This window comes from Corynebacterium sp. HMSC056F09 (genome assembly GCF_001815785.1).
GTDB lineage: Bacteria > Actinomycetota > Actinomycetes > Mycobacteriales > Mycobacteriaceae > Corynebacterium > Corynebacterium hiratae.
In genome coordinates this window covers 121132-146959 of the sequence record NZ_KV821899.1, presented here as the reverse complement: position 1 = coordinate 146959, position 25828 = coordinate 121132, and the positions used below count along the sequence as shown (strand labels likewise).

Annotated in this window: 19 protein-coding genes and 1 tRNA gene; 6 read left to right on the top strand and 14 right to left on the bottom strand. The window is 62.4% G+C overall.

All coding sequences use genetic code 11. From position 1 onward, the window contains the following. Window positions 1-117 precede the first annotated feature (117 nt). The 3 genes from HMPREF3056_RS03050 to HMPREF3056_RS03040 form a co-directional block, all read right to left on the bottom strand. Window positions 118-948 carry an aspartate dehydrogenase domain-containing protein gene (locus tag HMPREF3056_RS03050; protein WP_070547127.1) on the bottom strand — a complete coding sequence of 277 codons (831 nt, stop codon included), beginning with the start codon at window positions 946-948 and terminating at the stop codon, window positions 118-120. 167 nt (window positions 949-1115) lie between these two features. After that, a tRNA-Met gene (locus HMPREF3056_RS03045) sits at window positions 1116-1192 on the bottom strand. 157 nt (window positions 1193-1349) lie between these two features. After that, a complete protein-coding gene (locus tag HMPREF3056_RS03040) occupies window positions 1350-4331 on the bottom strand; it encodes a UPF0182 family protein (protein WP_070754085.1) in 2982 nt (993 codons plus the stop codon). A 123-nt stretch (window positions 4332-4454) separates the two neighbouring features. Here HMPREF3056_RS03040 and HMPREF3056_RS03035 point away from each other — a divergent pair, with 123 nt between their 5' ends. Continuing rightward, a complete protein-coding gene (locus HMPREF3056_RS03035) occupies window positions 4455-5045 on the top strand; it encodes a PPA1309 family protein (protein WP_070754069.1) in 591 nt (196 codons plus the stop codon). A 77-nt stretch (window positions 5046-5122) separates the two neighbouring features. Beyond that, a complete protein-coding gene (locus tag HMPREF3056_RS03030; protein ID WP_070754084.1) occupies window positions 5123-5803 on the top strand; it encodes a beta-N-acetylglucosaminidase in 681 nt (226 codons plus the stop codon). Between the two features lie 3 nt (window positions 5804-5806). On the opposite strand, the gene HMPREF3056_RS03025 is transcribed toward HMPREF3056_RS03030, so the two are convergent. Further along, window positions 5807-6883: a YlbL family protein gene (locus HMPREF3056_RS03025; protein WP_070754068.1), complete on the bottom strand. Its 1077-nt coding sequence runs from the start codon at window positions 6881-6883 to the stop codon at window positions 5807-5809. 93 nt (window positions 6884-6976) lie between these two features. Between HMPREF3056_RS03025 and HMPREF3056_RS03020 the strand changes: the two genes are divergently transcribed. After that, complete coding sequence (locus tag HMPREF3056_RS03020; protein ID WP_049156115.1) at window positions 6977-8404, top strand: zinc-dependent metalloprotease; 1428 nt, start codon at window positions 6977-6979, stop codon at window positions 8402-8404. On the opposite strand, the gene HMPREF3056_RS03015 is transcribed toward HMPREF3056_RS03020, so the two are convergent. Then, window positions 8401-8898 (bottom strand): M48 metallopeptidase family protein, encoded by a 498-nt coding sequence (locus HMPREF3056_RS03015; RefSeq protein ID WP_046647471.1) that lies wholly within the window; start codon window positions 8896-8898, stop codon window positions 8401-8403. The two genes, HMPREF3056_RS03020 and HMPREF3056_RS03015, sit on opposite strands and share 4 nt — an antisense overlap. Before the next feature lie 72 nt (window positions 8899-8970). On the opposite strand from HMPREF3056_RS03015, the gene HMPREF3056_RS03010 reads away from it, so the two are divergent. Then, on the top strand, window positions 8971-9801 hold the full coding sequence (locus HMPREF3056_RS03010) for a hypothetical protein (protein WP_049156110.1): 831 nt from the start codon (window positions 8971-8973) through the stop codon (window positions 9799-9801). On the opposite strand, the gene HMPREF3056_RS03005 is transcribed toward HMPREF3056_RS03010, so the two are convergent. Genes HMPREF3056_RS03005 through HMPREF3056_RS02970 form a run of 8 tightly spaced genes read right to left on the bottom strand, consistent with a single transcriptional unit; the run spans window position 9798 to window position 22094 of the window. After that, window positions 9798-11849, bottom strand: a complete 2052-nt coding sequence (locus HMPREF3056_RS03005; RefSeq protein WP_158397690.1) for an ATP-dependent DNA helicase UvrD2 — start codon at window positions 11847-11849, stop codon at window positions 9798-9800. The two genes, HMPREF3056_RS03010 and HMPREF3056_RS03005, sit on opposite strands and share 4 nt — an antisense overlap. Next, the gene (locus HMPREF3056_RS03000) at window positions 11821-12555 is read right to left on the bottom strand and encodes an NAD(+) diphosphatase (RefSeq protein WP_049156107.1); all 735 of its coding nucleotides are present in this window, start codon (window positions 12553-12555) and stop codon (window positions 11821-11823) included. Before HMPREF3056_RS03000 ends, HMPREF3056_RS03005 begins: the two co-directional genes overlap by 29 nt. Continuing rightward, entirely contained in the window at window positions 12555-13667 is a 1113-nt protein-coding gene (locus tag HMPREF3056_RS02995) for a potassium channel family protein (protein ID WP_049156104.1), read from the bottom strand. The genes HMPREF3056_RS03000 and HMPREF3056_RS02995 overlap by 1 nt, the downstream gene beginning before the upstream one ends. A 42-nt stretch (window positions 13668-13709) precedes the next feature. Continuing rightward, on the bottom strand, window positions 13710-16922 hold the full coding sequence (locus tag HMPREF3056_RS02990) for an ATP-dependent helicase (RefSeq protein WP_049156101.1): 3213 nt from the start codon (window positions 16920-16922) through the stop codon (window positions 13710-13712). Then, window positions 16915-20091, bottom strand: a complete 3177-nt coding sequence (locus tag HMPREF3056_RS02985) for an ATP-dependent DNA helicase (RefSeq protein WP_080975103.1) — start codon at window positions 20089-20091, stop codon at window positions 16915-16917. The genes HMPREF3056_RS02990 and HMPREF3056_RS02985 overlap by 8 nt, the downstream gene beginning before the upstream one ends. A gap of 3 nt (window positions 20092-20094) precedes the next feature. Beyond that, the gene (locus HMPREF3056_RS02980) at window positions 20095-20868 is read right to left on the bottom strand and encodes a hypothetical protein (RefSeq protein WP_049156097.1); all 774 of its coding nucleotides are present in this window, start codon (window positions 20866-20868) and stop codon (window positions 20095-20097) included. Window positions 20869-20898: 30 nt separating this feature from the next. After that, a complete protein-coding gene (locus tag HMPREF3056_RS02975; RefSeq protein WP_049156095.1) occupies window positions 20899-21840 on the bottom strand; it encodes a DUF3152 domain-containing protein in 942 nt (313 codons plus the stop codon). 32 nt (window positions 21841-21872) lie between these two features. Next, window positions 21873-22094, bottom strand: coding sequence for a DUF3107 domain-containing protein (locus tag HMPREF3056_RS02970; RefSeq protein ID WP_046647465.1), 222 nt, complete (start codon window positions 22092-22094; stop codon window positions 21873-21875). 103 nt (window positions 22095-22197) lie between these two features. Here HMPREF3056_RS02970 and HMPREF3056_RS02965 point away from each other — a divergent pair, with 103 nt between their 5' ends. Together HMPREF3056_RS02965 and HMPREF3056_RS02960 are read left to right on the top strand one after the other, a co-directional pair. Beyond that, window positions 22198-23577: a DEAD/DEAH box helicase gene (locus HMPREF3056_RS02965; protein WP_046647464.1), complete on the top strand. Its 1380-nt coding sequence runs from the start codon at window positions 22198-22200 to the stop codon at window positions 23575-23577. Beyond that, complete coding sequence (locus HMPREF3056_RS02960) at window positions 23574-24860, top strand: Rv3212 family protein (RefSeq protein WP_070754067.1); 1287 nt, start codon at window positions 23574-23576, stop codon at window positions 24858-24860. Before HMPREF3056_RS02965 ends, HMPREF3056_RS02960 begins: the two co-directional genes overlap by 4 nt. Here HMPREF3056_RS02960 and HMPREF3056_RS02955 read toward each other — a convergent pair. Continuing rightward, window positions 24857-25315, bottom strand: a complete 459-nt coding sequence (locus HMPREF3056_RS02955) for a hypothetical protein (RefSeq protein ID WP_070754066.1) — start codon at window positions 25313-25315, stop codon at window positions 24857-24859. The genes HMPREF3056_RS02960 and HMPREF3056_RS02955 overlap by 4 nt on opposite strands. Window positions 25316-25828: the final 513 nt, after the last annotated feature.

Here is a 25828-nt window from a genome sequence, read left to right as displayed (position 1 = left end):
CCGCTCTCCCGAAGAACGTCATTCACGGTAAATAGTGCCCCGAATCTTCAAGATTTCGGGGCTTATTTACGGTGACTGTCGTGACGTAGTACTCCACCCTGCAGGGCACCACCTCCGCTACTGAAGCGGAGCCATCGCGTGTCTTAAAGTGTGCGCAACCGACAACGCCGTAATGGCTGAGGTTTTGGGATTTACGGGACTGGGAGCAGATTCGCTAACCAGAGAGAACTTACCGGCAGAGCCTGATACCTCGATGTCATGACGTGTTCTAATCAGATTCGGAGAAGCAATGAGCTCAACCGATACGCGCTCAAGTGAACGCGCAAGTAACTCGTCATCGCTGGGGCCTTTGCCGCGAGTCGCCCAGGCAAGGGCGACGGAAACATTGACGTTGCCAGGGAATTTTGCAATCGCGTCACTAGGGCTGCCACTGAAAAGTAGAAACGGTTCTGTTGCGTTTTCTAGTTGCGCGCGCTCGTCATCATTCATCCAGCCTTGAATGAGGGCTTCGGCTTTCTTGGTCGTTCGAATCTTTACGGTGTCCACGGCATTCGACTCTGCAAGCGCTGCCCACAAATCAAATCCGCCGATCGCACCAGAGGTGACATGCACTTTTCCAGGCCCAGACAACAGTGTTTGGCGCGCATCAGGATCGGCCAAAGCGCCTACTGAAGTCAACACCAGATCCTTGCTACGTGTAATCACCGCCGGTCCGTGTTCTTTCGCCGCCGCAACGCCTGCGCATTCAACCACGATATCGTGGGCATCGATGAGCCTGGGAAGGTTGTCATCGTAAAGGGATACTCCCAAGGCGCCGCGTTCTCGGTGCGGGGCAGCATCACGAACAAATGCACTGACTTCGAATTCCGATGGGTCAAAGAGTGACACCAATTGACGCCCGATTGCGCCAAACCCAAGGAGCAATACTCGTGGAGCCGAAGCAGACATGACAATCCTCCATTACCTTGCGATTTATACGTGACCCCACTCTATCCACTTAGCTCTTGCCACAGGATTCCTAGACACAAACATCGTTCCGCAAATCGGGGTTCCGCCCCGCTAGTCGAAAACGAAGAAGTCCCACCAGCCATGTTGACTGGTGGGGTTCTGGAAGTTGGTAGCGGGGGCCGGATTCGAACCGACGACCTCTGGGTTATGAGCCCAGCGAGCTACCGAGCTGCTCCACCCCGCGTCGAGATGTACTTCCAAACATCAAGCGCTCTGCACACTGTCCCGTGTGCCGGCGACGGATGTAACTATACAGACACCATGGCGCCTACCCAAATCCCCTGGGCAGGCGCCATTTCATAGGTAAGGCGCCGGGCTGTTGTACCGGCGCCTATCCAGACTTACTGAGACTGCAGCGAGCGGTAGTCCTCTACTGCCTTATCGAGCTCGTCCAGGGCCTTGCCGTACTCCTCAAAGGAACCGTTCTTAGCCTTGTCCACGCCGTCGAGAGCCTTGTTGATAGCGTCGATAGCCTCACCTTCGCTAGATGCCTTCGGAGCGGAGGCCGGTGCAGAAGCATCGGAGTCCTTAGCGTCTTCCGCATCCTTCTTCTCGCTATCGGTGGATTGCTCGTCCTTCTCCGTCTGCTTGCCGGAGTCACCTTCGATTTCGGTGATGTCCTGGGCAGCCTTCGGGTCGATGCCCACCTGCTCCAGGGCCTCACCAATCGTCGGGGCATAGCCCACGCGGCCCTTATAGGAGACCAACACACGCAGCAGCTTCGGGAAGGCAGACTCCTGGCCCTTGCGCTGCGAGTAGATCGGCTCCAAGTAGAGGATCTCTCCCCCACCCACCGGCAGGGCCAGCAGGTTGCCGTTCTTTAGATCATTCGAGCCCTGCCACAGCGTGCGGTCACGAGCCACCTGGTCAGAAGACATCATGGCGTCCTGCGCCTGCTTCGGACCTTGGGTCTGGGTATTCGTCGGCAGCACACGCACGGTGATATCACCGTAGGTATCCGGGTCGGAGGACACCGCCATGTGTGCAGAAAGGAACTGACGGTTCAGACCGCGGTAGGAGGTGATGAGCTGGAAGCTCGGCTTGTTGGTCTCCGGGTCGGAAGCCAGCACGTAGTACGGCGGCTGGTTCAAGCCCTGGGACTCACCAGCGGTCGGATCCTCCGGTACGGACCAGAAGGCATCGTTGTTGAAGAAGACGCCCGGGTCATCCACGTGGTACTTGGCCAGCAGGTTGCGCTGTACCTTGAACATGTCCTCCGGGTAGCGCATGTGCTGACGCAGCTCGTCGGAGATCTCCGACTCGGGCTTGACGACGCCCGGGAAGACACCCTCCCAGGCCTTAAGCACGGGGTCTTCGGTGTCGAACTCATAGAGGTCGACGGTGCCATCGTAGGCGTCGACAGTCGCCTTCACCGAGTTACGGATATAGCCCACCTGATCGTTGACCAAGCGCTGCGTCGTGCCCGTGGGGTTCTGCGCATCCTGGGTGGTCTCCGTCAGAGAGGTGCGCTGCGAGTACGGCAAAGAATCCAAGGTGGTGTAGCCGTCGACGATCCACTTGATGCGGCCGTCGATGACCGCCGGGTAGGTGGAGGAATCCGTCGTTAGCCAGGGAGCAACCTTCTCCACGCGCTCGCGCGGGTCGCGGTCATAGAGCAGCTTGGACTCCGGCCCCACGCGGTCCGAGAGCAGGAAGTTGAGTTCCTGGTACTTCAGCGCAAAGGCAGTGCGGTCAACAATGTTGCCGATGTCGACGCCACCCTTACCGTCATAGGTGTAGGTAGAGGTATCGGTGTCATACTCGACGGCCTCATCACCGGTCTTGCCCACGATGGCGTAGTCCATTCCATCCTGGGCGCTAGCGATCACCGGGCCGAAATAGGTTCGCGGCTGGTCCACCTTGATACCGAGGGATTCTTCAGCATTCTGGGTTTCGCCCTCACCTTCGGCGTCCTTACCCGCCTGGGTCTGCAAGTCAGCCACCGTGAAGATGGGGAAACCACCACGGGCCGAACCGGCATCACGAGCTACCTCATCGACTGTGTTGGCCTGCGCCGCAATGAAGCCATTGCCGTGGGTATACACGGTGTGGCGGTTAATCCAGTTCTGCTGGTTCTCCTGCAGCTCGTTCGGATCCAGCTCGCGGGCTGCAACCACGAAGTCGCGGAGTTCGCCATCGATTTCATAGCGATCCATCGCCAGCGTCTCTGGGAAGCCGTAGAAGTTCTTCAGCTGCTGCATCTGGGTGAACGTCGGCGCCAAAATATCCGGGTCCAGCAGGCGCAGGTTGGAAATGGTGGAGTCATCGGAAGCAACCTTGTCATCGGCGACGTCCTCCGCGCCCCAGTTCTCCTCGTAAGTCACCTTCTCATCGGTGAGGCCGTAGGCAAAGCGAGTGGACTCGATGTTGCGGGAGATCGACTCCGCCTCTTTAGCCTGGCGGTTCGGGTTCACGGAGAAACGCTCCATGATGAGCGGCCAGCCCTGGCCGATGACCAATGAGGACAGAACCATGAGCACCACGGCCAGGCCAGGGATACGCAGGTCCTTAATGACCACCGCAGAGAAGATTGCCACGGCCACGAACACGCCGATGATCATGAGAATGATCTTTGCCGGCAGGTAGGCATTGATGTCCGTGTAGGAACCACCCGTAAACAGCGAATGCTGGTTGTACAGCAACTCGTAGCGCCCCAGCCAGTAGCCAGCCACCTGGAGCAGCATCCAAATGCCACCAGTCACGGCGAGCTGGGTGCGGGCCGCCTTCGACAACGAACCACGCACGCCAGCGGCGCGATTGCCCAAGCGAATGCCGCCCAAAATGTAGTGCCCCACAAGTGCGATGAGGAAGCACACGGCAACCAGCATGGAGGCGGCGCTAACCAGCATTGACCACACCGGCAAGCGGAAAGCGTAGAAGCCAAGGTCGTGATTGAACTGCGGATCCGTCACCCCAAAATCGTGGGAATTGAGGAAGAGCATGACGGTCCGCCAGTTGGCTTGCCCCAACAGGCCGGAAACGACGCCAACGAGCACCGGGATGACCTTGAGGAAGACACTCATCGTGCTCTCAATGGACTTGCGGTACTGATAGACGGGGGAATTGAAATCCGCCATGTCCATCGAGTCACCGCGCCCCCGCCACACAATCAGGCCCGCAACGTACGTAATAGCCGCTGCTACGAGGCCGAAGAGGATGAAGAGGACGATGCGCGTGATCAAGGTCTTGGTGAAGACCCCACGGTACTCAATCGCGCCGAACCACTTCCAATCCGTATAGAAGCCCACCAACATGGGGCCAATGAACAAGAGGACCGCGATGATGGCGACAACCCACGAGAGAAATTTGGGCGGCCGTTTCATCGGGGCGGCGGGTCGGTTGAGTCCGGAAGCCAACTCCAGCTCCAATCAAGTGTCGTGCGAATATAGAGGTATCAAGCTTCTAGTCTAGAGAAGCACTATGACCGTCAACGAACAAGGACGCTTATGAGTTCCCAACCTTCCTCCCAGCCCGCTGTACACCGCGCGCTCAACAAGGCCATGCGCGAAGCCGTGGACTTCATCCACGCCGAGGGCTGGGATGCGCCTCCTACCCTTTTTGCTCTCGTCCCCACTGAGCTGGTGGCCGCACAGCTCGGTGACGTCGACGACTCCTCTCCCCTCACGCTCGTGGTGCAAGAGTTGCCGGAAGGCATCGAGCCGGGTTCCGAGCACCTCGCGGACTACGTCTCCCGCCTGGCCTGGCCACAGGAGATCGCCGGGGTCATCCTGGCACAGGAGATCACGTTTAAGGACACCTCAGACGCCGCGCTTGGCGACGCCCGCCCCGCCCGCCTCTTCTCCGGGGTATTGCGCGCTACCGCTATGGACGGTGGCTCCGCGGACGGCACCACGGAGTTCGAGGAGAACGGCGCCGAGCTGACCCTGCTGCAACTGCGTCCAACCGAGGAGGAGCTCGCGGAAGCCGGCCCCTTCGCGGAAGATGATATTCAGCTGCGCGGCGGTCCGAATGTGGCACCGGGGGTCATCGCTGCCTTGCGCTACGGGTTGGAGCAGGATCCGGAGGAAATACTCTAATCGACTAAACTCAGAATGCAGTGGCCATTAGCGCTCAGCTCTCGGGGCTGGGCACGCAATTGATAGAGGAGTCTCTCGTGCGCTTGACATCCCGCTTCACCGCCGCAGCTTCGGCCGTGCTTGCCACCGGCTGCCTGCTCACCGCATGTGGGAAGGACGATGTGCCCTCCCCTGAGCCGGCACCTGCGAGCGAAGCAACCACCGCCGCGGAGAAGACCAGCGCGCCGGCCCCGGCCACCTCCGCCGAGGAATCCGAGACGACTACTCCCGCCACGTCCGAGTCTGCTGACAGCTCGGAGGCCGAGGATGAATCCGCGACAGCAGGAAGCTCCGTTGCTCGGAAGGACAAAGACAAAGACGCCAGCGAGTCCGCTGAGCCCAGCGGAGACTTCAATGAATCCGTGGAGCAGGCTTATGAGATCTTCGGTGGCCTCGTGCCGGAAGAGATCTTCGCACAATTCGACCGCTGCGATCCCAATGGCGTGACGGATTCTTTCAACTGCTCCGGATCGGAGGTAGGCCAGTTCCAGTTCTTCAAGTCGAAGACCAAGGCTTCCCAGACCACCCAGGTGCTCACCGAGCTGCGCAGTTCCCGCGTCATCGAGGACAGCGGTAGCCGCGTCGTGGGCTGGTCCATGCTGGGCAACACGGCCATCCTCACCGTGGTTGATAACGATGAAGGCCTCATCATGCAGCAGATGATCTCCACGGACCAGGACGATCCGGAAGAGCGCCTCAAGGAGCTCGGCCTGGTCTAAGAGCTAGCCTTCGCAGGTCGCGACGGGCTTGCCCTCTGCAAAGTTGTGCATGGCCTCGATGGCATCATCCAGCGTGTGGACCTTGGCCACCACCATGTCGCCCGTTTTGCGGCTAACCGCCTCCGCGCAATTATCGGCTGGGGCGAGGAAAAGCTCGGCGCCCGCCTCCTGCGCTGCATTTACCTTATGGACGATGCCACCGATGGGGCCGACCTCTCCGTCCTCGCCGATAGTGCCGGTGCCGGCAACGAAGCGGCCGCCGGTGAGGTCCTCACTGGAAAGCTTGTCAATCACCGCCAGCGTAAACATCATGCCGGCCGAGGGCCCGCCAATGTCCTGCAGGTTATAGTCCACCGTGATGTCCTCGGTGGGCACCGAGGTCATGAGGATGCCTAGCAAAGCCACATCCCCTTGCTCTGGGTGGGAGCCAAGGGTCACGCGGACTGTCTTTTCCTCGCCCTTGCGAACGATCCCTAGCTCCACCTCATCGCCAGGCTGAAGAGCACGAATCTTCTCTTGCACTTGGCCAGGCTCCGTGACCTTGTCACCGTTGACGGTGGTGATGATGTCGGCGTCGTCAAGCGCGCCTGCTGCGGGGCCATCGTCGAGGACTTGTGCGACCTCAATCCGCACGGGCTTGTCCAGATAGTCCATGGCGGCGACCGTGGCCGCTGACTCGGACTGGGTAAAGGCCTGCTGATTGGCCTCCTGAACCTCCTTATCTGTCTTGCCCTGCGGGATAACATTCTCGATGGGGACGATGGTGTCATCCGTCAACAGCCACCGGCCCAGGGCCTGGGCTAGCGTCATGTTGGTGCGCACAGAGACCGTGGTCATGTTGAGATGCCCCTGCGGCTGAAACGTTTCCGGGGCTTCGACGTTAACGACAGGCTCCCCTTCCACCTCGCCCAAGGTATCCACGGTAGGCCCCGGTCCTTCGGCGGCATAAGGAACCGACAGGGTGATATCGGTGCCGGGGATGTGGTCGACGCTGAGCAGGGCTCCCGTCAACACCACCGGAATGGCTCCCCACGTGAGGGTGGACAGGCGGCGGGCTCGGGGGTTCTGCGGGGTTTTCACGGAGGATCAGCCTACAGCCTTAGGCTGCCTGTTCGCTCTCAGCGTTGCCGTGGTCCTAGAATCCGCGCTAGGAAACCTAGTAGATTAGGGCCCATGAGCAACGGATTCGGTTTTTCCTTCCCCAATAACGACGATGACGATGATAACGATCGTCGCGACCAGAACCCGTTCGGCGCCTTCGGCTTCAGCGCGGGCAACGGTGGCCTAGGAGACCTGTTGAATCAGTTCGGCCAGATGCTGTCCGGCATGGGTTCCTCCATGAACTCCCCGGAGGGTGCTGGCCCGGTCAACTATGACTTGGCCAAGCGCATCGCGCACCAGCAGATCTCCCGCGATAAAGAGGTCAGCGAGCAAGACCGCACCGCTGTGCAAGAAGCCGTGCGGCTGGCAGAACTGTGGCTGGATGATGCCACGATTCTGCCCACCGCGTCCGGCACCGTGACCGCGTGGAATTCCGCGCAGTGGCTGGATGAGACGCTGCCGATGTGGCAGCGCATGGTCACTCCGGTAGCCGAACACATGAATTCCGCGCAGTTGGAATCCCTACCGGAGGAGGCCCGCGAGATGATGGGCCCGATGACCTCGATGATGAACTCGATGTCTGGCATGAACTTCGGGATGAAGCTCGGCCACGCCCTCGGTGACCTAGCTGCGCAGGCGTTGACCGGTTCTGACTTCGGCTTGCCTGTCTCCCCCGCAGGCACCACCGCACTCTTGCCGCACAATATCCAGGCCATCGCGCGCGATCTCAACGTTCCGGGCCAGGAAGTACTCGTCTACATCGGCGCCCGTGAGGCCGCCCGCCAGCGCCTGTTCAAGCACGTGCCGTGGTTGGTCGAGCGCCTCGTCTCCTCCGTTGAGGAATACGCCATGGGCTTGGTCATCGACACCTCCCATATCGAGGAAGCTACCCGCGAGCTCAACCTGGAATCCGGTGACCCGCAGGCCATCCAGGACGCGATGAACAAGCTGCAGGGCATGGACCTGTCCCCGCGGATCACCTCCCGCAACGCGGGAGCGGCTTCCCGCTTGGAGACCCTCCTGGCACTCGTCGAGGGCTGGGTTGAACACGTGGTGACCGAGGCACTGGGAGAGCGCATCCCGTCTACGAAGGCAATGACTGAGGCGTGGGCGCACCGCCGCTCCACTGGCGGCTCCGCGGAGAAGGCCTTCTCCCAGGTCGTCGGCATCGAGCTCAACGCCCCGAAGGTGGAGGCCGCCGCTGAGCTGTGGCGCCGCGCCACCGTCGCGGTGGGCGCCGATAAGCGCGATTCCGCCTGGGACCACCCGGATCTTCTGCCCACGGCGGATCACCTGGAGAACCCGGCGTCCTTCATCGACGGTTTGCTCGATGACAATCCTGATGAGGGCTTTGAGGCAGAATTCTCCAAGCTGGAGGAGATGCTTCGCCAGCAGGATGCCGGGGACGATGCCAGCGATAACACCAGCGACAGCGCTGGTGAGGACACAGACGCCGACGGCGGCGAGGACAAAGAGGACGGGCCGGAAGAAGAGAACTAGCGGAAACGCTGGTAAGCCTCAAGGTATCCTTTCGCGCGCTCTGCTTTGGGCGCGCGGTCAGCCCACTCCCAGAAGTCCGGACCATGACCCGGGATGAAGGTGTGCGTCAGCTCGTGGATGATGACCGCATCGAGCACATAGTCGGGGACGTCCTGCAGCCGGTCAGAAATCCGAATATCGCCCGTTGAGGTAGTGCAGCTACCCCAACGGGATTTTTGGTTGCTGACCCACCGAATGGATCCCACCGTGGCGCGGTCTTCCAAATAGCGAGTGTTCAAGGTGCATGCGCGGGCAGCGAGAGAGGCATCGGAACGCTGCGACGAGGTGTGCTTCTTACGCACCTTCGCCACGATCTCATCCACCGCTTTCTGCTCTTCTGCTGCCGACATCCAGGCAGGAATGCGCACCTCGAGAACGCCATCAACAACGCGGGCTTGAACGGTGCGACGGCGCCGGGCGGAGCGGATGACACGGACCTCGGGATTGCTCGACATGACAGGGCATTCTACCTGTGGTGCAATGATGGCTAAGCACAGCTGGGGTGGGTCATCAACGGGGAGGAAACCATGTCTGCACAGACGTACATGCTGGCGCCGGAAACCACAATCCTGGAGCGCGAACCCGGAATGCTCCAGTGTGGCATGGATGCCACGCGCGTCGGCGTGTTCGAGGCCCACCCGCAACTGGCACGCCTGCTCAACCGGTTGCGCACCCCGCTGACCCGGCAAACCATTGAAAAATCCATCGAGAATACGGGCACGAGCCCGTCCGCTGCCCGCAGCCTGGTTGATGATCTGATCAGTTACCGCGTTCTATGGCCAGCGCCCCAGCCCCAGCGCGTGGCCGTGCTGGGTACGTCGGCCCTCGCCAATGAGCTGCGCGATGTCCTCCTTAACGATTCCTTCCAGCCCCGCTCCCCTCTCCACAGCGAAACACCCTCCGAGTACATCGCGAACGTGGCCGGGTACCTGCCGATCGTGGCCGTCGACATGTTGGACGGCGCGACGGAATGGGCACAAGCCCTGCACAAATCCTCGGCGACGTGGCTACCGGTATCGATGCTGGATGCCCGCGGCATCATCGGTCCGGTCCGCGTAGCCGGCGCGGGGCCTTGCCCACTGTGCGCGCATCTGCACCGCATCGATGCGGACGAGCAGTGGCACGAGGTGGCGCGCCGCGCCGCCGCGGTAGAACCGCCGGGGGATCCGATCGTGCGCACCGCAATAGTGATGCATGCTGTGGTCACCATCCGCCGCCTTTTGGGAAGGCCCGCCCCGCCCGGGGCTCCCGGCGGCAAGCCGTTAGCCGGGGAGCTTAAGGAGATAGACCCCTACGGGATCGAGCAACACCGGCTGTTGATGGAGCACCCACGCTGTACGTTCTGCGCCGGTGCCTAACCCCGGGTAGAGGCGATGATCTGCAACACCTCCGCGCCGTAGCGCTCCAGCTTGGAGGGGCCTACCCCGGAGATGTCGAGCAACTCGGCCTCGCTGGCGGGAAGCGCCTCCGAGATGGCTTGCAGGGTGGCATCGGAAAACACGACGTAGGCAGGAACCTGGGAGTCCTTAGCAACGGACGCGCGCCAGGCGCGCAGCGCGTTGAAGACATCCTCATCGCCCTCATATTCGCACCACTCGTGGCGCCCCAGAACCTTTTCGGCGGGACTGCTGAGCTGGCCCGAGCACACGCGGCAGCGGCGCGGGCGATAGCGACGGTTCGATGACTGGCTCTCCTCGATTCCCGGCACCACGCCGTCAAGGAAGCGAGTTCGCTCACGCGAAGCCCGCGAACCGGTCGTCTTGGCTAACGCCCACGACAAAGCCAGGTGCTCGCGCGCACGGGTAATGCCGACATAGAACAGCCGGCGCTCCTCCTCCACGTGCTCATCGCCGGCCTTGATGGCGTGGTTAATGGGCAAGAGTTTTTCGGTGAGGCCAACGAGGAAGACCGCATCCCACTCCAAGCCCTTGGCAGCGTGGATGGTCGCTAGGGTCACGCCCTCCATCGTGGGGTTGTGCTTGTTTTCGGATCGGCGGTGCAGCTCCCCCAGCACGCCAGGCAGGTCGATCCCTTCGTGGTCCTCCACGATCTGCGCGATGAGATCCACTAACGCCGTGAGCGACTGCCAGCGCTCACGCGCCTGCGCGCCCTGCGGCTCCGTGGCGGACAGCCCCAGCTCCACGAAGGCCGCACGTGCCACGGCCACAGGATCATTCGGCAGATCATCACGGCGCGTGGCAGCGATGAGCACGCGGATGGCCTCCAAGATCTCTGGGCGGCGGAAGAATCCCTCGCCGCCGCGGACTTGGTAGACCACTCCGGCGTCGGCAAGCGCCTGCTCAAACTGCTCTGATTGCGCGTTGATGCGGTAGAGAATTGCGATTTCGGAAGCCTTCACGCCCTGGTTGAGCAAAGTCAGAACCTGGCCCGCGACCTCCTTGGCTTCGATCTCCTCAGACTCATAGGCCTTAAAAGTGGGCTCGGGGCCAGGCTCGCGCATACCTTGCAGCTCCAGGCGGGTCCCCGCCGCGCGGCCCGTGGCCTTCGAGATGACCTCGTTGGCCAAATCCGTCACCTGCGGAGTGGAGCGGTAATCTCGCTGCAGCTTTACCACCGTGGCCTGCGGATACGTGCGGGAAAAATTCAGCAGGTACTCCGGGGAAGCTCCGTTGAAGGAATAAATGGTCTGGTTAGCATCGCCCACGACCGTCAGGTCATCGCGCTCCCCCAGCCAGGCCTCCAGCACGCGCTGTTGCAGCGGCGTCACGTCTTGGTACTCATCGACGACAAAGGTGCGGTACTGCTCACGGAAGACCTCCGCCACCGCAGGTACGTTCTCGATGGCGCCCGCGATGTGCATGAGCAAATCATCGAAATCAAGGTACATGAGATCCGGGGTGGCCTTCATGTCCTCGTAGCGGCGGAAGACCTCTGCCACCTTGGCCGGATCCCCCGGTGCTTCGCGGTCCGTGGACTCGATGACGCCGGGATAGCCCTCGGGGCTAATCAACGAAGACTTCGCCCATTCGATTTCCCCCAGGAAGTCACGGATGGTGTCCTTGTTATTGTCCAGACCGAGCGAACGCACCGCACGTGCAACCAGGCTGAACTTATTATCGATGAGCTGCCACGGCAGATCCCCGGCGACCTGCGGCCAGAAGTACTTCAGTTGGCGGCGCGCCGCGGCGTGGAAGGTTTGAGCCTGCACTCCCCCGACACCCATCTGGTTGAGACGCTCGCGCATTTCACTCGCGGCACGAGAGGTAAAAGTGACGGCCAGAACACGCTGCGGGTTGACGAAGCCCTGATCCACCATGTGGGCGATGCGATAGGTGATCGTGCGAGTTTTGCCCGTTCCGGCACCGGCCAGGATGCAGACCGGGCCGCGCGGCGCCGTGGCGGCGGCCCGTTGGTCTTCATCGAGCAGGGACAGATCCGGTCTCATCACCGTGGAACCACTCCATAATCATCGTGTGTGCAATTGAGCCCTGGCGGGCAATGGTCATTGTTGGAAGCTCGGCGCGGGACACCCACCGCACCTCAGCGAGCTCGTCGTCAGTATCGCACACGGGCTGGACATCCTCCGTGACCGCGGAAAAGCCCACCATCAACGAACCGCTCGGCGGCCACGGCTGTGAACCCCAGTACTTGACTGACTCCACGCGGCGGCCGGTCTCTTCCAGTGCCTCCCGGATCATCGCTTCTTCGAGGGTCTCACCGGGATCCACATAGCCGGCAATCAAGGAGAAGAAGTTAGGACGGTGGCGGTTACGAGCCAACAGGATTTGGTCCGAGTCTGCGTGACGGATAATACCGATGACGGCGGGATCAAGGCGTGGGAAGACGAGGCGCTCGCCGTCGCGCCCCACCGCCCCGGGCGCGGGATAAGACAGCTCGCGGCCGCTGCGCGGATCAAAGCGCGCTTCCCGACGGTTACGGATCAGATGCAGGGCTTTGAGGATGTCGCGCTGACCGTTAAAGAAGGTGGCATCACGCAGCGCGCCGAGCCGCTCGGCGGCCTCGGTGCCCAGTAGGAAAGCATGGATGGCCCCGGCCGTGACCACGATGTCCCCCGCCGGCTCAGCCAGAAAGACCGGCTGGCCCTGTGGCGTAACCGGGACGCGGCCGGTCTCGGTGACAGGAAGGAACATTAGTTGCCTTCGTCCTCGTCTTCATCGGAATCTTCCGCGGCCTGCTGCATCTCGTGCTTGATATAGAGCAGGCGGTCACCGGGCTTGAGCGCGTACGCATCTGCCGTGTCGACGCGGTGCAGCTCGTTGTTGCGCAAGACGGCCAGGACAATGTCGGCCAGGTGGCGCGGGTTGGAGCCCACCTCGAATTCGCGCACCGCGCGCTCCGCCACGGAGAAACCCTCATTTGGTGAGAGGAGATCCTCCATCATCTCCACCACGGTTGGCGTTACGGTAGCAAGGCCCAGCAGGCGGCCGGCCGTCTCCGCCGAGGTCACCACCGAATCAGCGCCGGATTGGAGGAGAAGGTGGCGGTTTTCAGATTCACGCACAGACGCGACCACCTTGGCCTTAGGGTTAAGCTCGCGCACGGACAACGTACACAGCACCGCGGTATCGTCCGTGGACGGAGTCACCACCACGGAGGAGGCGTGCTGCGCACCGGCGATGCGCAGGACGTCCTGCTTGGTTCCGGAGCCATAGATGGTGACGAGGCCGTGGTGCTCGGCACTGGCTAGGGCCGCACGGTTATTGTCTACGACCACGATTTGGGAGGCTGGGACGTCGTCGGCGATCAGCGCGGCGACCGCACCGGCGCCCTTGGTGCCATAGCCGATGACGACGGTGTGGTTACGCAATTGCTTTCTCCAATTCTGGATTTCAAACGTGCGACGGGCTCGATCCGTCAGAACCGACAAGGTAGCACCGACCAACAAAACAAGGAAGAGCAGGCGGGCCGGGGTGACGATAATAAGGTTAATGAAACGCGCGGTGGGGGTCACGGGGACAATATCGCCGTAGCCCACAGTGGTCAACGACACCGCTGAGTAATAAGCGGCATCCAAGAAAGACAAATCCTCGCTATACCCGTCACCGTCGAAAAAGACGATGATGGTGACAAAGACCATCAGCCCCATGGCCCATATCACGCGGCGCGCCAGTTGCTTCCACGGGCTGGTGCTTTGCGTGCGCGGAATCGTGATGACATCGAGCAACGCGTGGTCAGGCTGCGAGGTCAGCTCAACCTGCGATAAAAAACGCGACGTAATGCGTTTTCTTAAGTGCTTGGGCACGAAGCGCCAACCTCCCTAGATGATGCGGATTTCCTCGTGAGACTACCTTAGACTCAACCCTGGTGGCGTGGAAACTGCAGAGCTTAAAAGCTCAGCCAGCCGTGCTCCAGTGGGCAAGTCATCCGGCTCCAAAAGGTAGTTCTCATGCACATAGAAGAACGCCGCGCGGACGGTCTCCACGCCGTGAATACGCCGCCATGCCTCCGCGTACACGGCGAGCTGAATCTGCGCCGAGTTCAGTGCAGCGCCCTGGGGGCGACGGCCAGTCTTCCAGTCCACGATGAGCCACGAGCCATCCGGCTGCTGGAAAACCGCGTCCATGCGGCCGCGGACTACCGAGTCCCCAATGGTGATCTCAAAAGGCGCTTCCACATAGGCAGGCGTGCGCTGCGCCCACTCCGAAGCTAGGAAAGACTCTTTGAGTGATTCCAGGTCGTGGTCCGGCTCATCGTGGGAGCCGGGCAGCTCGTCCTCCCCCAGCAAGGCAGGCGCCCCAAACCGATCCTCCAGCCAGGCGTGGAAGGCGGTGCCGCGCTTGGCATAGGAGTTGGGTTTGAAGGGAATGGGGCGGCGCTGGCGGCGGGCAAACTGAGTGGGATCCGCTGACATCGCCACCATGTCGGAGGCTGTCAACTCGCCAGGCAGCTCCACATCGACCACTGGGGCCTGGAGGGCTTTGTGTTCCTCGATGAGCGCGCTCGCCTCCTGCTCCCAGAGCCCGAAGACCTCGCCATCGCGCAGCGGTGGCAGGTTCTCCATTGCCGCGCGTACCGCGTCTGCGGCCTTGAGCGCTTCCGGTTGCGGGGTTAGTGCAGGGAAAGAGGCCTCCGTAACAGAGCGCTCTTCGTCTTCCACGGGGTTCTCGGGGACCTCCCAGTGGACGACGAGCTCTGGGTGCTTATCCGCCAGCAGTTGCAGGTAGGAATACGGGCCCTTCTTGCTCTTGCCCTTCGCCTTATTGGTTCCGGAGCCAGTCACCGTCAGGGTGGACTCGGTGCGGGTCATTGCCACGTAGAACAGGCGGGCTGCTTCCTCTGCTTGGAACTCGCGGTTTTGTTCCTTGAAAGCCTCGCACGCCTTGTCGAAGTCGGAGCGTGTCACCGCGTCCTCGGGGACATCGATGACATCCTCATCACCCGGTGCTTTTTCGATCTTGGTCAGGAAAGTCTCCGCCTGCGCCTTATAGCTTGTGGAATCTGCGTGTGCCACGCAGACGTGTTCCCATTCCAAGCCCTTAGCCTTGTGCACCGTCATGATGTGGACGCGGTTGCGCACGAGCGGGACCTCTCCCAACTCAAGGCCGTCTTCCTTCTCCTTAGCCAGCTCAAGATAGTCCAGGAGCCCGGCTAGGCCTTCCCCGTGGAAACCAGCGACGACGTCGGCGAAGGCGTCGAGGTGTGTTGCCCCGCCTGGCTTCTCGGAGGCTAAGACCTCGGTACGCAGGCCAAAGAGCAGCTCAATATCGGCGACAATGTCGTTGAGCGACTTTCCCAGGGAATAGGTGCGGAGGTAGCGCAGTTTAGAGGAAACCTCTTCCATGCGCTCTAGACCTTCGGCACTGTAGCGCTCGCGTTCGCCGAGGTCTGCGAGGGCGTCGGCAAGCCCCAGCACCTGGTCAGGCCCCTCTGCGGTGATGTCCTCGATCTGGGTAGCCAGGTGCTCCAGGGGATCACCGCCCTCCCAGCGCGTGCGCCCCTCCGCAGCACCGGCAAGGTTGCGCTGACGCGAATGCAGCGCCTGGATGTCGGCGATACCTAGGCCGCACATCGGCCCGGTCAGCACGCGCAGCGCCGCCGCGGTGTCTTGCGGACGTACCAACAGAGTGGCCACTGCTACGAGGTCTTGGATTTCCGGCTGCCAGAGCAGCCCGCCAAGACCAAAGATTTCGTTGGGGACCCCGGCCTTGTCCAGGGCCGCGGCGATCAACGGCGACTGTTTATTGGTGCGCACGAGTACTGCGGCGCTGAAGTCCTCACCCTCCGGCGTGGACTCATAGAGCTGACGCAGGTGCTCTGCGATGAAGTCTCGTTCCTCATCTTCGGAGGCGAAATAGCCCAGCTCTACCGTGCCTGCCGGCGCGGTGGGCTTCGGCGATAGCTCATCCACCGGCCGCTCGCCCGGGCTTTCGGAGAAGAGCTTCGAGGCCACGTCATTGGCCATTCCCAGCACCGTCGAGGGGTTGCGCCAGGAGGTGGTCAGCTGGTCTTTGGGCGCCGGGGTGCCGTCAGCCTGCGGGAAGTCCGTGACGAAGGCCTCGAGGTTTTCCGCCGTCGCCCCTCGCCAGCCATAGATGGACTGCATGGGGTCACCGACCGCGGTAACCGAGAGCCCCTCGCGCTTACCACCGAAGAGGGAACGCAGCAGGATGCGCTGCGCGTGGGAAGTGTCCTGGTACTCATCCAGCATGACCACGCGATACCGCGCGCTTTGTTGCTCGCCCAAGAGGGGGAAGTTTTTGGCCAGGGTGGCAGCGATGGACATCTGCTCGCCGAAGGTGATGACGCCCCGCTCCGCCTGTTCCTTCTTCAGTGCTTCCACCAAGGGCAGGTACTCCAGGCGCAGGCGTTGGGTATCCAGGTATCCCTGCAGCTTTTGGCTGTACTCACTGCTGGTCCTCTTGCTCTTCTCTAGGTCCTCAGCGGTCTTGCGGAAGATGTCCTCGTGCTCATACAGATCATGGGGATCCTTGAGCTCCCCGTCCATGGTCTCTGCCAGTTTGAGCAAGGTGGCGGTGACCGTGGCCACGGCATTATCGGTGCTCAGCGAGCCCGTGTAGTTGCTGACGACCTCGTGGGCGATGGCATAGCGCTCCGCCTCAGTGATAATGCGGGCATTCGGCTCCACCGGCATGAGCAAGCCATACTCGCGGACCAGATCACCCGCGTAGGAGTCATAGGTGGAGACGTTAGGCGCGATATTCTCCACTGCCTCTGCCGCTGGGCTGCCCGGAGCAAGGATTCCTGAGGAGCGCAGGGTCAGCAACTGGCGGCGGATGCGCTGCTCCAGCTGCTGGGCTGCCTTGCGGGTAAAGGTCAGGCCCAGGACTTGCTCGGGCCGCACCAACCCGTTTGCGACCAGCGACACCACGCGCGAGGCCATCGTCTCCGTCTTACCAGCGCCCGCGCCGGCCACGACAAGTTTCGGCCCGAGTGGACCGTCGATGACTGCGGCTTGCTCTGCGGTGGGAGGAAAAGGCTTCCCCAGCGCACTGGCCAGCTCTTCAGGACTGAAGTGTTGGGTGGTGTTCTTAGGCATCGGTCACCAGAGCTCCTTCATTCATCACAGGGCAAATAGGGCGGATCGGGCACCGATCACAATCGGCGTTTTCACGCGCGGTCAGCCCCGGTCCGCGCAGCTCGGCCACGAGTGCAGGTAGCGCCTGCGCAAATTCCTCGAGTTCCTCCGGGGGCTTGGTCGCTTGTTCCCGGGTGGACACGGAGGCAGCGCTGGATCGCGGGTACACCAGCACGCCGCCGCCACGCGGCAGGCCGGCACCGGTCCGGATGGATACAGACTGAGGCTCGCCGTCAGAGTCCGCTGGTGCCGTGACGAGTTCACCGTGTGCCAGGGCCAGCTGATACGTCATGAGCTGGGTATTGTCCTGGGCGCTGGCCTTCGAGGGAACCGTTGTTCCGGTCTTGAGATCCACTACCACATAGTCCTCACCGGCCTTCGCCAGCCGGTCGATGAACCCACGAATGGTGACATCGAGGCCGATGTCCACGGTGACGGGAACCTCAACGCCGACGGGTTCGAGTGACGTCGAGCTCGAGAGCACCCAGCTGTGGGTGCGGTCGATAAGGCGCTCAAAGTCCGCGCGCTCAGCCTCGCGGCGCCACGCGGGGCCATCAAGCAGCGCGGCGAAGGCATCAACCACGAGCTGCTTCGCAGGCTCAGCGGCAGCTCCCCGGCCCAGCGCCTCCAGGAAAGCATGCGCCAAATTTCCCCGCAGAAGGTTGATATCCGCTGAGTCATCCTCGACGAGCTGCCCGAGCACCGCATTGAGCGGACACGTGAGCAGGGCATCGACCCGGGACGGCGACACGGTACTGGAACCATGCAGAGGCAGCTCCGAGGCGATGCCGCGGGCGGCCCACCACTGATCCGGGTGCGCCCCCGGAACCCCAGCCTCGGCCAGACGGGCCAACTGCCGCACCGCTTGGGAGCGCTCGGCCTCACCCGTCTCCGGATCGGTAGCGCAACGCCGCAGCTGCGCCACGAAGGCGGGAACCGAGAGCACGGAGACGTCAAGGGGATCGAGCTCTTCCTCCCCACTAGCCGCACTGGGCAACGTCACTGGATTCGGTTCCGGAACCTCGAGGCCCAGCTCGCGTGGCCAGGCCTGGCGCGCCAGCCGCTTACCTGCTTCCCGGCGCGCTTGTGCTCCTGGGACATCGACACCGCGGGCGGACAGGAACTCATCGATGAAGCGCGACGGCTCCTCGGCCACATCGCTCTCCGGCGAATCCACCGCGAGGACGAGCAGGCGGCATCGGTGACGCGTGGTGGCCACGTGGAAGAGCCGGCGCTCCTCCGCCAAGCGCCCCGACACGTGGCTGACTGGGGTGCCGGGTGTGATGCCGCGATCTAGGAGATCGATGAGGTCCTCTTGCCCGAAGAGAGAGCCGGTCTCCCCTACCGACGGCCACGTTCCTTCCTGAACGCCCGCCACGATGACGGTGTCCCACTCGCGGCCCACCGCGCCGTGCGCGGTGAGGATCTCTACCGCATCAGGCAGCGCCGAGCGACGATCCCGCACGCCGGTGGGCAATTCTTGCTCCGTGATGTGCAGGATGAAGGACTCTAGGGAGGCCGCCGGGCGGCGCTCGGCATAGTCACCGGCGGCATCGAACAGCGCCATCATGGCATCCAGGTCTCGGTCCGCCTGCGAACCCGCGGCACCGCCGCGCAAGGCTGCCGCCTGCAGGCGCGTGTCCAAACCGGTGGCCTGCCACACCTCCCAGAGGACTTCCTCAACAGCAGCGCCTTGCTGCAAGGCCGCACGCCCGGCCGACAGCACCCCGCGAATGCGGGCCAGGATCGCTTCTTCGCGCTCAGTCAGGAGGTTGTTGAAGTCCGGCAACTCACCATCCAGCAGCTCTCGCAGCGTGTCCATACCGCGCTGCTCCGGCTTCCAACGGCGCAGGCCGCGAATGAGCCTCCGCAGCGTGACTGGGTCCGCACCGCCGACAGGACCGGTAATCAGGTCCTCGAGCTCCACGGGCTCAAGCTCATTCTCCAAAGCACGTAGAGCCAGAAGCACCGCCTTGACCAAGCGCTGTTCCGCCAGCACCACGTCCGTGGGGTTGATGTGCACCGGCACGCCAGCAGACAGCAGCGTGCGCCGGGCGGGGCCGATATCCCCAGTAGAGCGCACGATGACAGCGATATCACGCCAGTCCACACCGTCCTCGAGGTGCCGGCGGCGAACCGTGTTGGCCAGGACATCGCGCAAGGTGCCGCGGGACTCCACGACGCTCACGCAGGCCGGGGAGGGAGTGCGGTGCGTCGAGTCTAAGCACAGCTCGTTCTCCGCCTCCCACGTGGTGAGGAATTCCGAATTAGCACCACGGAAAGCAAAGACCGCTTGGTCGGGGTCACCACCAATCACGGTGAGGCGGGCGGTCTTCGCCAACTCCGCGATCAGCTGGCCGGAGGTCGGATCGAGCAACTGGGCGTCATCGACCACGATGGTGTGCCACGGGTGCTCGCGCAGTAGCTCAGGGCGCAAAAGCACCTGGCTGACCAGTTCTGCCGCGGAATAGGAATGCGAACCCGCCAGCGCCTGAGTCCGCTCATATTCGCGCAGGAACTCGCCGGCAGCAGTCCACATGGGCCGAGCATGGCGCTCCCCGAGCTCCTCGAGCTCTGTCGGGCCCAGCCCCCGTTCGATGGCACGCAACAACAAGTCACGCAACTGGCGCGCAAAACCCACGTACTCCAGGGCCGGCCGCATCTCCTCCGGCCACGCACCCCTGCCATCCGCAGCATGGCCTTGGAGCAGCTCGCGGATGACCGCATCCTGCTCTGCGCCGGTAATCAGGCGCAGCTCTTCCTCGCTGCTCTGGCGCAGCAATGCAAAGGCCAAAGAGTGCACCGAGCGCACCATCGATGTTTGCGCCGCATAATCATCGAGGTTTTCTGCTAATTCCCTGCGCAGCAGCGAACCGGATTCCTTGGACGGGGCGACGACGAGGATGCCGGAGGCATCGGCCCCGGCGTTGAGCTGGCCCAAGACCACGTCGATCAGCAGGCTCGATACTCCGGACCCGGCCGCGCCGAGCACCCGCCACGTGCCTTCCGTGGGCACCGGTACATCCCATGTGCGCGACGTGGCCCGGCGGTTCCGGGGAACAAGGCGGACATCCGGCGAGGGAGGAAGCGTGACGCCGGAACGTGTGGGGGATTCGCTGCTGTACTTCACGCCCTACAGTCTGTCAGATGCCGCGGACACGAGGGCCTCTTCCACCCTTTCTATGTTCGAACGCACGGTCGCCTTGGAGCGCGGGTGCAGGATATTGACGTAACGGCGATACGCCACCGCACGCAGCAAGAGCTGCTGTATTCCGGGCACCGACGCAAAGCGGGTGCAAATATCACCATCGACCGCCCCCGCGATCAGACCATCCACCATGACTATCGCTGCAGTCCAGCCCGCCGGACGCGGAGCGGCAGAAGGCACGATATCAATCAACGCCGGCGGATTGGCCCCGGAAAAAATGGTGGTTCCCAGAAGATCCATGTGAGCGGTGACCAACGGGAGGTGCGCAAGCTCAGCATCAGAATAGGCCTCGCCGCTCTCCTCCCACGCGGCCCGCTCCGCCCGCGCAAACACGTCCTCGCGCCGGTCCATGGTGGGCAGCGGGGCCACATCGAGGGCGTCATCAAGGCGAAGCGCCAACTGCACGGTTTCATCGATGCGCCCTCGCAACTGACCGTCCACGAATTGCGTGGCCTTCCACCCAGCGGCTGTGTAGCGCCCATCGGCGGTCAGAACCGGGCGGGCGATACGCGCTCCCGGCACGCTGAGTTTCTCGCGTACCTTAGCGGACCAACCAGTCCACGGCCGCGCCTCGGCAAAGACGATATCCCCGACGCGAATCCCGTTATCCCAGGCAGACCCCACGAGCTCTCCCTGCGTTCGGCGCGGGTGAAACTCGGCGTTGAAGGCGGCAAGAACGGGCTCAGGTGGCAGTGGCATGGGGGAAATAGTCCTTAAATTTCGAGCGGCTTACTCGGGCTTGGCGTGATCAGAATTAGCCGGATTCGGGTAGGGCCACGGGTTCGGCTCGCAGGTGACGTCCTCGTCCGGATACACCTCGTTTGGTTCCTTCTCAAAGAGCTTCCCGTTGTTGAGGCTCAGCGTCTGCTGCATCATGACGGGCGCGAGCTTACCCTCGCCACCACAGGGCTGGTGGGCCGCGTAACCAATGGCGTGGCCGAACTCATGGTTGATCAGGTACTGGCGGTAGTTGCCCAAATCCCCCTCAAACGGTGCAGCGCCCCGCACCCAGCGAGACTCGTTGAGGTTGACCGCGGATTCACCGGTAATCGTCGTGTGACACGAGGTTTCCGATTCCAGCTGTGCACCGCACAGCTTTGCGGTGGTCCCCAGCGAGGTCAGACGGATGTGCGTATCTGGGTTGTCATCGGCCTTGACGTGGATGAATTCGAAGTCTCCGTTGGCGGTCCACCCGCGGGGGTCGGACAGGGTGGCGTCGACCAGAGCGACCACCGCAGCATCCCCACCGTAGGCGGAGGTGTCCACGCCATTTTCGATCTCCACGGAAAAACGGATGGTCTGTTTTCCACCCTTGCCCGCGTGCATGGTGGAAGGGCCGGCATCGCGGTAGGTTTCATCACCTTGCTCCGTGAAGGCACCGCCGGCGGGCAAGCCATCCTTGGCAGCAGCGACCGCACTGGCGTTGGCAGGATCGGGCCCCTTGGGCAGGGACGGGGTTGCGGTAGCGCTGCTTGTCGACGTCTCCCCTGCCGCCGTCACGTCCGCCTCCTGAGCTGGGGAGCGGAAAACGTCAACGAGCACCCACACGGTGATGACGACCATGACGGGGATCGCCACCACGCGCCACCAGCCATACTCGCGAGCGAAACGCTCCACCGCTGAAAGGCGCTGTGGGTGCTGTCCAAGATCCGCGGGATTCTCCATGGCCATTTAGGCTACCCGCTGAGACGGCGCGCGCGTACTTAGCCCGCGAAACCGACGGTGTGGGCGCGTGCAGTGCCGATTTCTACGTAGACGACTCGCTCGGTGCGCACAATGTAGGAGCGGCCCTTGGTGTCCTTCAATTCGAGGGTGGAGTTCTCCGCCAAGGCATTGTTAATGGTCTGGGTCAGTTCTTCGCGCTCGCCTTCGGCATGAATAACCAGTTCGCGGGCGGTATCGGCAAAACCAAACTTGATGTCCATGTGGTGTGTCTCCCTTAGATCGTTGTCATTAATCGGTGCCGTGAGGCCTGCGCCCCCGGCGCTCTAATGGCCCCACTATAGCCACGTCCTCTACTATCAAGGTGTGCTTGCCCCGAAATCTTCCCGCGAATCCCGCGAATCCCCTACCTTTGCCGAGCTCGGCGTCGCCGTAGAGATCTGCGATGCCCTCGCTGACAACGGGATTACGCACACCTTCGCCATCCAGGAGCTCACGCTCCCCATCGCGCTCAATGGCCAGGACCTCATTGGTCAAGCTCGCACCGGCATGGGAAAGACCTACGGCTTCGGTGTACCGCTTCTCGATCGCGTCTTCGATGACGCCGACATCCCAGAGCTTGACGGAACCCCCCGCGCGCTGGTCATTGCGCCAACGCGCGAGCTAGCCATCCAGGTCAGCGGGGACTTGCAGGTCGCTGCCGCGAATTTGCCGCTCAGCGTCATCACCTTGTGCGGCGGCCGCCCCTATGAGGAGCAGATCAAACAGATCAACGCAGGCGCGGACGTCGTCGTGGGCACCCCGGGCCGCCTCCTCGATCTCTGCCAGAAGAAGCACTTATCCTTCGATCAGGTCAGCGTTCTTGTATTGGATGAGGCCGACGAGATGCTGGACTTGGGCTTCCTTCCGGACATCGAGAAGATTCTCTCCCTGCTGCACGGCAACCCGCACCAGACCATGCTCTTTTCCGCCACTATGCCTGGCCCCATCGTGACGCTGGCTCGCACATTCCTGGACCAGCCGGTGCATATCCGTGCCGAATCTGCCGACGCCCAGCAGACCCATGCCTCCACCCGCAAGGTCACCTTCCAAGCGCACCGCATGGACAAGATTGCGGTACTGGGAAAGGTCCTGCAGGCCCACGGCCGCGGGCGCACCATCATTTTCACGCGCACGAAGCGCTCGGCGGCCGCCGTCGCGGAGGAGCTGGCGCAGCGCGGGTTCGCGGTGGGCGCGGTTCATGGCGACATGGATCAAAAAGCACGCGAGCGCTCGCTCGATGCCTTCCGCGACGGCACCGTGGAGATTCTAGTGGCCACGGATGTCGCTGCCCGCGGCATCGACATCGATGATGTCACCCACGTCATCAACTATCAGGTTCCGGACGATCCAATGACGTTTGTTCACCGCATCGGCCGTACCGGCCGCGCCGGCCATACGGGCACGGCGGTGACCCTCGTCGGTTACGACGAGCTGGGCAAGTGGCAGGTCATCAACGATGAGCTCGACTTGGGCCAGGCGGAGCCACCGCAGTGGTTCAGCACTTCTCCGGAGCTTATGGAAGCACTTGATGTTCCGGAAGGGGTTGCCGATACGGTCGGCCCACCCACCAAGGTGTTGGGTGGACCCCGGCGCTCGGGCTCCCCGCGTGGAAGCTCCCCGCGTGGCGAATCCACGCGCTCAGCCCGCGCTTCGCGCCGCACTCGTTCCCGTAAACGCAATCCCCGCCAAGGAGGACGCCGATGAGCACCGAGCACGCCCAAGAATCCCCGGTCGACAACGCCGCTGCGAAGAAGGCACCCATTTTGCGTTCCACGAAGGCGGACTGGATTGCCGTGGGCGCGATCAGCGCGGTATGCGCCATCGCCATCGGCGGTGCGGTCATCACCGCACCGATCCACAAAGCTGAGCTCACCCCGGCAGTCGATGCTGCTGCCAACGCCGAGCCAGCGCTTTTCACCGCCGTCCCGAACTCCCTCACCGAATCCTTCAGCCTGCCCAACGCCTTAGTCCCGGGCCAAGCCCGGGCTGTGTCGTCGAAGGGCCTGCTGGTGACCCATGACGGCGACACCCTGAGCGCCACGAATGCTGCCGGCGATGAGGTGTGGACCTATCAGCGCCGCGATGCCGACCTGTGTTCGCTCGGCACAGCGTGGAACAAGATTGTGGCTTCCTATGATGCGGGCAACGGCTGCGGTGATGTGGTGGCGATCGATGCTGCTTCCGGCCAGTATTCCGATACCCGCAGCGCCCGCAATTCTGACGAGGTGGTCCCCATCGTCTCGAACGACCGCGTGGGAACTGTCTCCGCCGAGCGGGTAGAGCTGTGGCGCTCCGACCTCGTGCGCACGGTGGAGTACGGCGATGTCGATGCCAAGCAGGAACCCAACATGCAGCCCCACGAGGACTGCGCCATCACATCAGCGCTGACCCGTACCGAGACGATGGCGGTGACCGAATCCTGCCCGGATTCTCCGGATGCCACGTGGTTGCGTATCCAGACGGCCACACCGGAGGATTCCCGCTCCCCGGAGGTTTCCAAGGACATCGAGATCGAGGATCCGGGCGCGCGCCTCGTCGCCTACGGACAGGAGGCGGCCGCAGTCTTCTTGCCGGGCGATACGCCTCGCATCGTGTCCTATAATTTTGAGGGTGAAGCGCTGTCGTCCACGGACGTGGAACCTTCGACATCCATCACCGACTCCGCCTCCCCCTTTGCCCCTGCCGTAGCCGATCTGCCCCACCACATGACGTGGTTCGATGGCGAGCGCCTCTACCTCTTTACACCAACTCAGCTCAAGGTTGACCACGTACTAGAGCAAGCGCTGGGCACCGGCATTGCCGTTGACGAACGCGTTCTCGTGCCCACTGAAGAAGGAATCGACGTGGTGGATTGGTCGTCCGGTAAGACTGAGCGCACCATCCCCGTCGACCGCGATGGCTATTCCGGCCCGATTTCGCTGACCTTGTCCGGTTCGGTCATCGTTGAGCAGCGCGGGGATACTGCCGTAGCGCTCAAGGCATCCTAGAAGTGGCTTTCAGCCCACTGCGCCGCCTCGGGCCGCGCCATAAGCAGGTATAGGACAAGCCCGGCGCTTGCCAAGGTCACGATGCCTAGCAGCACTGAGCCGCCGCTAAACATCTGAAAAGCCATGGCGCCCAGGATGAATTCCACCAGCACGATGGCTCCGCGGCCCCAGCGTTTGCCTTTGACGAAGGCCCAGGAGCCAATGATGACAAAGCCGAAGACGATAAAAATGAAGATAGCCGTGCCCAGGCCGACGAAGCCCGTCGCGCCTGAGTCCGAAACCATCGAGTCGTTTTCAGCGCCAGATACCTCACGGACGATGAGGAAAATGCCAAAGATGATAACGGCGATGGACTGAACCACCGCGATGCCCGCCGCCGCGATGACCGAAGGCGGCGCGCCATTCCCAACGGTCCGGGGAGACGTAGCCGAGGACTGTTTCTTCTTCTTGTTCACGGCCGCTTAGTCTACTTCTTACCCCGGCGGTTTAGGCCATCTCCACACCGCAGACTCCCCCGCCCTGCAGGTACCGTCCATGGTATTCACCTAGGCCTTCCCATACACAGAGTTTTCGGGGGCAGAGGCCTGAATATGGATTTGACGCGATCCAGGTCACCACACTCACAGTTTTACCCCTATCAGCGCTGGTAGGCGGATTATTGACAGTCTTCTTACAGCCTTCAATCCATTAGCAAACCCTAAAGCGACCACATTTCTTTAGTGACTTTGGACACTTTTTAGCCTTTACCCCTAGCGGACTTTGAGTAAACGTGTCATTATTCTCAGGTAGCAAAAACAACGAGCTGTTAAATCAGTTCATAACTCGGAGCAAACTTCGAGTTAACAGAAAGTGAACCACGGCGGCGTCGACGCTGGCCCCAACTCGAGACAGGGCCCCACTGACCGCAGACCAGTCCACTTCACCCCGTAGCACTCGGAACAGTTCACAGCTGTGAACTGTCCTAGGTG